The organism is Arthrobacter sp. I3 (genome assembly GCF_000520575.1).
Classification (GTDB): domain Bacteria; phylum Actinomycetota; class Actinomycetes; order Actinomycetales; family Micrococcaceae; genus Arthrobacter; species Arthrobacter humicola_A.
Genome location: NZ_KI914903.1, coordinates 1 through 6,724, shown reverse-complemented (window position 1 = coordinate 6,724; position 6,724 = coordinate 1). Strand labels below are relative to the sequence as shown.

General features: G+C 68.5%; 6 protein-coding genes. All 6 read left to right on the top strand.

Annotated elements, in window-relative coordinates; genetic code table 11:
- The coding region (locus Y706_RS29990; RefSeq protein ID WP_043434642.1) for a transketolase-like TK C-terminal-containing protein at positions 1–1,119 on the top strand (1,119 nt) is incomplete at its 5' end.
- Positions 1,120–1,182: 63 nt separating this feature from the next.
- Positions 1,183–2,298 carry a transaldolase gene (gene tal / locus Y706_RS0103665; RefSeq protein WP_028275504.1) on the top strand — a complete coding sequence of 372 codons (1,116 nt, stop codon included), beginning with the start codon at positions 1,183–1,185 and terminating at the stop codon, positions 2,296–2,298.
- A 6-nt stretch (positions 2,299–2,304) separates the two neighbouring features.
- The gene (locus tag Y706_RS0103660) at positions 2,305–3,939 is read left to right on the top strand and encodes a glucose-6-phosphate isomerase (RefSeq protein ID WP_028275503.1); all 1,635 of its coding nucleotides are present in this window, start codon (positions 2,305–2,307) and stop codon (positions 3,937–3,939) included.
- A gap of 15 nt (positions 3,940–3,954) precedes the next feature.
- Positions 3,955–5,517 carry a glucose-6-phosphate dehydrogenase gene (gene zwf / locus Y706_RS0103655; RefSeq protein WP_028275502.1) on the top strand — a complete coding sequence of 521 codons (1,563 nt, stop codon included), beginning with the start codon at positions 3,955–3,957 and terminating at the stop codon, positions 5,515–5,517.
- Entirely contained in the window at positions 5,514–6,455 is a 942-nt protein-coding gene (locus Y706_RS0103650) for a glucose-6-phosphate dehydrogenase assembly protein OpcA (RefSeq protein WP_028275501.1), read from the top strand. The genes zwf and Y706_RS0103650 overlap by 4 nt, the downstream gene beginning before the upstream one ends.
- Before the next feature lie 37 nt (positions 6,456–6,492).
- A partial coding sequence (locus Y706_RS23480) for a 6-phosphogluconolactonase (RefSeq protein ID WP_043434638.1) occupies positions 6,493–6,724 on the top strand: 232 nt, incomplete at its 3' end.

The window sequence follows — 6,724 nt, the reverse complement described above, 5'->3', positions numbered from 1 at the left end:
CAGGCCGGCAACCCCGAGTCCGCTGCTCTGCTGGAACGCGTCGAAGCGAAGAAGCTCCCGGGCGACTTCGAAGCCGCCCTGCCGGTCTTCGAAGCCGGCAAGGACGTCTCCACCCGGGCCGCCTCCGGGAAGGTCCTGAACGCGATCGGCCCGGTAATGCCCGAACTCTGGGGCGGCTCCGCCGACCTCGCGGAGTCGAATAACACCACGATCGAGGGCTCGCCCTCATTCATCCCCACGTCCCGGTCCACCGCGGCGTGGAAGGGCAACCCCTACGGCCGGGTCCTGCACTTCGGCATCCGCGAGCACGCCGCGGCGTCGATCGTGAACGGCATCTCCCTGCACGGGCGCACCCGGGCTTTCTCCGGAACGTTCCTGATCTTCTCCGACTACCAGCGCCCCGCGATCCGGCTCGGCGCCCTCATGGGCGTCCCGTCGCTGTATGTCTGGACGCACGACTCGATCGGCCTGGGCGAGGACGGCCCCACGCACCAGCCCGTTGAGCAGCTCGCCTCCCTCCGCGCCATCCCGGGCCTGGACGTCGTCCGCCCGGGAGATGCGAACGAGGTCGCCGCGGCCTGGAAGGCCATGCTGGAAAACCACGAAAACCCCGCCGGCATCGTCCTGACCCGGCAGAACATCCCCACCTACGCCCGCGGCACCGGCGTCGCCGACGGCGACACCTTCGGCTCCACCGCCGGCGTCGAGAAGGGCGGCTACGTCCTTGCCGAGGCGTCGAAGGACGGCTCCACCGCCGAAGCCCAGGTCATCCTGATCGGCACCGGCTCCGAGGTCCAGCTCGCCGTCAACGCCCGCGAAGCGCTGCAGGCCGAGGGCATCCCCACCCGTGTGGTGTCCATGCCCTGCGTGGAATGGTTCAACAAGCAGGACGCCGCCTACCGCGACGCCGTGCTGCCCTCGGTCGTGAAGGCACGCGTCTCGGTCGAAGCCGGACTGGCCCTGGGCTGGAAGGAATTCGTCGGCGACGCCGGCCGTTCCATCTCCCTGGAGCACTTCGGAGCGTCCGCGGACTACAAGCGCCTCTTCCAGGAATTCGGCATCACCGCAGAAGCAGTCGCCGCCGCCGCGAAGGAATCCCTCGCCGGCCTCACCAACTGATCCACCACCACGGTTCCGGGGGACGCTGTGCCCCCGGAACCCATGATTTCCAGGAGTTATGAAATGACTACCCCCACCCAGCAGCTCTCCGACGCCGGCGTCTCGATCTGGCTCGACGACCTCTCCCGCGGCCGCCTGCAGACCGGCACCCTGCGCAAGCTGATCGAAGAGAAGAACGTCGTTGGCGTCACCACAAACCCGTCGATCTTCCACGCCGCCATCACCGCCGGCCACGACTACGACGCCGTGATCGCCGCCCAGGCCGCCGCCGGCGCCACCGTCGAAGAGACCGTCTTCGAAATCACCACCACCGACGTCGCCGACGCTTGCGACCTGTTCGCCCCGGTCGCCGCGGCCACCAAGGGCGTCGACGGCCGCGTCTCCATCGAGGTCGACCCCCGCCTGGCCTGGGACACCGCCGGCACCATCGCCGAAGCGAAGCACCTGTACAAGAAGGTCAACAAGGACAACGTCCTGATCAAGATCCCGGCCACCCTCGAAGGCCTCGAGGCCATCACCGCCACCCTGGCCGAGGGCATCAGCGTCAACGTGACCCTGATCTTCTCGCTGGAACGCTACCGCGCCGTGATCAACGCTTTCCAGTCCGGGCTCGAGCAGGCCAAGGACAACGGCCACGACCTGTCCACGATCCACTCGGTCGCGTCCTTCTTCGTCTCCCGCGTCGATGCCGAAATCGACAAGCGCCTCAACGCCATCGGCACCGAGGAAGCCAAGGCACTCAAGGGCAAGGCCGGCCTGGCCAACGCGCGCCTGGCCTACCAGGTCTACGAGGAGCTTTTCTCCACCGAACGCTGGGCCCTGCTGGCCGAGGCCGGCGCCCTGCCGCAGCGCCCCCTGTGGGCCTCCACCGGCGTGAAGGACCCGGCCTACCCGGACACCCTCTACGTCACCGAACTCGTCGCCCCCGGCGTCGTCAACACCATGCCGGAGAAGACGCTCGACGCGACGTTCGACCACGGCTCCGTCACGGGCGACACCGTAACCCGCGGCTACGACGACGCCAACGCCACGCTGAACTCCCTCGACGCGCTGGGGATTTCCTACAACGACGTCGTCGCCCTGCTCGAATCCGAAGGCCTGGACAAGTTCGTGGCCAGCTGGAAGGAACTGCTGGGCGACGTCGAAGGCGCCCTGGCCTCTGCACGGAAGGCTTCCTAACCCACCATGAGCACACTCAGCTACGACGCCACCGGCGCAGCCCGCCAGGCACATGAGCAGCACCTCCCGGCACTGCTGGAAGACCGCATCGCCACCCGGATCTTCGCGAAGGACCACACCCTGTGGGGTCCGGACGCAGAGCAGGAATCCGCTGTCCGGCTGGGCTGGGTCGAGGCGGCCTCCGTCTCCCAGCCGCTGGTCGGCGACATTCTCGAACTCCGCGACGCGCTGAAGGCCGAGGGCGTAACGCGGATCGTCCTCTGCGGGATGGGCGGTTCTTCGCTGGCGCCTGAAGTCATTGCGGGCACCGCTGGCGTCGAGCTGACTGTTCTGGACAGCACCGACCCCGAACAGGTCAGTGCCGCGGTGGCGGACCGGCTGGACGAAACCGCGATCGTGGTTTCCTCCAAGTCCGGCTCCACTGTGGAAACCGATTCCCAGCGCCGGATCTTCGAGCAGGCGTTCACCGATGCCGGGATCGATGCGAAGAGCCGCATCATCATCGTCACCGACCCGGGGTCGCCGCTGGACAAGGCCTCCCGGGAGGCAGGCTACCGCGCCGTCTTCAATGCAGATCCGAACGTCGGCGGCCGTTTCTCGGCACTGACCGCCTTCGGGCTGGTCCCGTGCGGGCTGGCCGGCGTCGACATCCAGGCTTTCCTGGATGAGGCCGAAGAAGCCGCCGAGATCCTCAATGAGGACTCGGAGGACAACATCGGCCTCGCTCTCGGCACCGCCCTGGGCGGCACCACCCCGCTGCGCAACAAAATCGTCATCGCCGAGGACGGATCCGGGATCGTGGGCTTCGCCGACTGGGCCGAGCAGCTCATCGCCGAATCCACGGGCAAGCTCGGCACCGGCGTGCTGCCGGTCGTCGCCGGTCCTGCCTCCCCGGAAGCCACTCTGGGCGCCCCCGACGTCCTGGTCATCAGGCTCGTCGCGGCGGATGCCGACGTGCAGCTCGGCGAGAACGAGGTCGCCATCGCCGGCGGCCTGGCCACGCAGATGATGGTGTGGGAATTCGCCACCGCCGTGGCCGGCCGCCTGCTCGGCATCAACCCGTTCGACCAGCCGGACGTCGAGGCAGCGAAGATCGCCGCCCGCGGCCTGCTGGACGCACAGCCCGCACCGACGCCGGCGAATTTCACCGACGGCGCGATCGAGGTCCGCGGCGGGGAATGGCTCGGCAACGCCGGCACCGCGGCCGAGGCTGTCAGCGCCCTGCTCGGCGAACTCGGCCCGGACAACTACCTCAGCGTCCAGGCCTATTTCGACCGGCTGGCCTATGCCAGCCTCGAAGGCGTCCGGGACGAACTGGCCGCGGTCAGCGGACGCCCGGTCACCTTTGGCTGGGGCCCGCGGTTCCTGCACTCCACCGGCCAGTTCCACAAGGGCGGACCCGCGATCGGCGTTTTCCTGCAGGTCACGGCCGCATCCGCGGCTGACCTGGCCATCCCGGACCGGCCGTTCACGTTCGGCGAGCTGATCTCGGCGCAGGCCGCGGGCGATGCCCAGGTCCTGTCCGAGCACGGCCGTCCGGTCCTTCGGCTGCACCTGGCCGACCGCGCCGCGGGTGTGAAGCAGCTCCAGGAGCTCGTCACCTCCCTTGCCGGCCAGGCAGCATCCTCCACTGAAAGCTAAGGCACCCACGCAACCATGCCAGAAACCTACATCGGCGGCAGGAACACGGCCGGCCGGGGGCGCAATCCGCTCCGGGACCCCCGTGACCGCCGTCTGAACCGTATTGCCGGCCCGGCGTCGCTGGTCCTGTTCGGGGTGACCGGGGACCTCGCCCGCAAGAAGCTCATGCCCGCCGTGTATGACCTCGCCAACCGCGGGCTGCTGCCGCCGAGCTTCGCGCTGGTGGGCTTTGCCCGCCGCGAGTGGGAGAACGAGGACTTCGCCGCGGAGGTCAAGGAGTCCGTCAAGGCGTACGCCCGCACCCCGTTCGACGAAACGGTCTGGAAGCAGCTCTCCGAGGGCATCCGCTTCGTGCAGGGCGAGTTCGACGACGACGAGGCGTTCAAGCGGCTCTCCGACACGATCGATGAGCTCGACGAACAGCGCGGGACGCGGGGAAACCACGCATTCTACCTCTCGATCCCGCCGAAGGCCTTCGAGCAGGTCTGCCGTCAGCTCTCCAAGCACGGCCTGGCCCAGGCCGCGGGCGACAACTGGCGCCGCGTGGTGATCGAAAAGCCGTTCGGACACGACCTCGAGTCGGCCCGGCAGCTCAACGACATCGTCGAGTCGGTGTTCCCGCCGGACGCGGTGTTCCGGATCGACCACTACCTGGGCAAGGAGACGGTGCAGAACATCCTGGCACTGCGCTTCGCCAACCAGCTCTTCGAGCCGCTCTGGAACGCCAACTATGTGGACCACGTCCAGATCACCATGGCCGAGGACATCGGGACCGGAGGCCGGGCAGGCTACTACGACGGCGTGGGCGCGGCCCGCGACGTCATCCAGAACCACCTGCTGCAGCTGCTGGCCCTGACGGCGATGGAAGAACCGATCTCCTTCAACGCGGACGACCTGCGTGCCGAGAAGGAAAAGGTCCTCGCCGCCGTCCGGCTCCCCGAGGATCTCTCCTCCCACTCCGCCCGCGGTCAGTTCACCGGCGGCTGGCAGGGCGGCGAGGAAGTCCTCGGGTACCTGGAGGAGGAGGGCATCCCGGCCGATTCCAAGACCGAGACGTTCGCCGCGATCCGGGTGGACATCAACACCCGCCGCTGGTCCGGTGCGCCGTTCTACCTGCGCGCCGGCAAGCGGCTGGGGCGCCGGGTGACGGAGATCGCCGTCGTGTTCAAGCGCGCACCAAACCTGCTCTTCACTGACCACGGCGAGGACGACTTCGGCCAGAACGCCGTGGTGATCCGGGTCCAGCCTGACGAGGGCGCCACGATCCGGTTCGGTTCCAAGGTTCCTGGCACCCAGATGGAGGTCCGCGACGTCACCATGGACTTCGGCTACGGCCACTCCTTCACTGAGTCCAGTCCCGAAGCCTACGAACGCCTGATCCTGGATGTGCTCCTGGGCGAGCCGCCGCTGTTCCCCCGGCACCAGGAAGTTGAGCTGTCCTGGAAGATCCTGGATCCCTTCGAGGAATACTGGGCCGGCCTGGACGAACAGCCCCAGCCCTACGCTCCCGGCAGCTGGGGCCCTGCCTCGGCCGATGAGCTCCTTGCCCGCGACGGACGAACCTGGAGAAGGCCATGATCGTAGATCTTCCCGACACCACCACCTCCAAGATTTCCAAGAAGATCATGGCCCTGCGCGAGCAGGGCGGCGTGATCGCCCTGGGCCGGGTCCTGACCCTCGTGGTCGTCACCCGCTCCGGGCTTGAAGAGGAGGCCATCGAGGCCGCCAACGAGGCCAGCCGGGAACACCCGTGCCGGATCATCGTCCTCGCCGATGCCGGGGCCTCGGCCCCGACCCGGCTGGACGCCCAGATCCGCGTCGGCGGCGACGCCGGCGCCTCCGAGGTGATCCTGCTGCGCGGCTACGGCGAACTGGCCGAGGAAAGCGAATCCCTCGTCGCGGCCCTGCTGCTCCCGGACGCCCCGATCGTTGCCTGGTGGCCGCACGGCGCGCCCAGGAACGCGTGCCAGACCTCGGTCGGGGGCATCGCGCACCGCCGGATCACCGACTCGGCCAATGAAGCGGACCCGGTCGCGGCGCTGGAGAACATCCGCCGCACCTACAAGGCCGGCGACACGGACCTGGCTTGGACCCGGCTGACCAACTGGCGCATCCAGCTGGCCGCGGTCCTGGACCAGGTGGACGACTCGCCGGTGACGGCCGTGGCCGTCGAGGGCGCCTCGGACTCCCCCAGCACCGTGCTTCTCGCAGCCTGGCTCACCCTGGCCCTGGACGTTCCCGTGACGATTGTGGCGGATCCGGCCGGAACCGGCATCCGGCGCGTCCGGCTGACCCGGCCCGGCGGCGACATCCAGCTCTTCCGGCCCGGGCTCACCATCGCGGAACTGACCCAGCCCGGCCAGCCCGCCCAGCGCATCTCGCTGCCCCGCCGCAGCCTCAAGGACTGCCTGGCCGAAGAACTCCGACGCCTGGATCCGGACGAAGTCTTCGGTGAAGTGATTACTATGGGACTGCCGCGTACCAATCTAAGGAGTGTCCGTCCCAGTGAGCGCTGACCCGAGAGTAAGCATCCATCCTGACTCGACCGTTCTGATGGCGGCGATCGCAGCCCGCCTGATTACCAAGCTGGTGGATATCCAGGACCGGCACGGCGAGGCCACGGTGGTGCTTACCGGGGGAACGATGGGCATCGGCTCGCTCAAGGCAGTGGCCGAATCGCCCGCGGCGCGGGCCGTTGACTGGTCCAAGGTGAACTTCTGGTGGGGTGACGAGCGCTTCGTGGCGGCCGGCGACGCCGAGCGCAACGCCCGCCAGGCCCAGGACG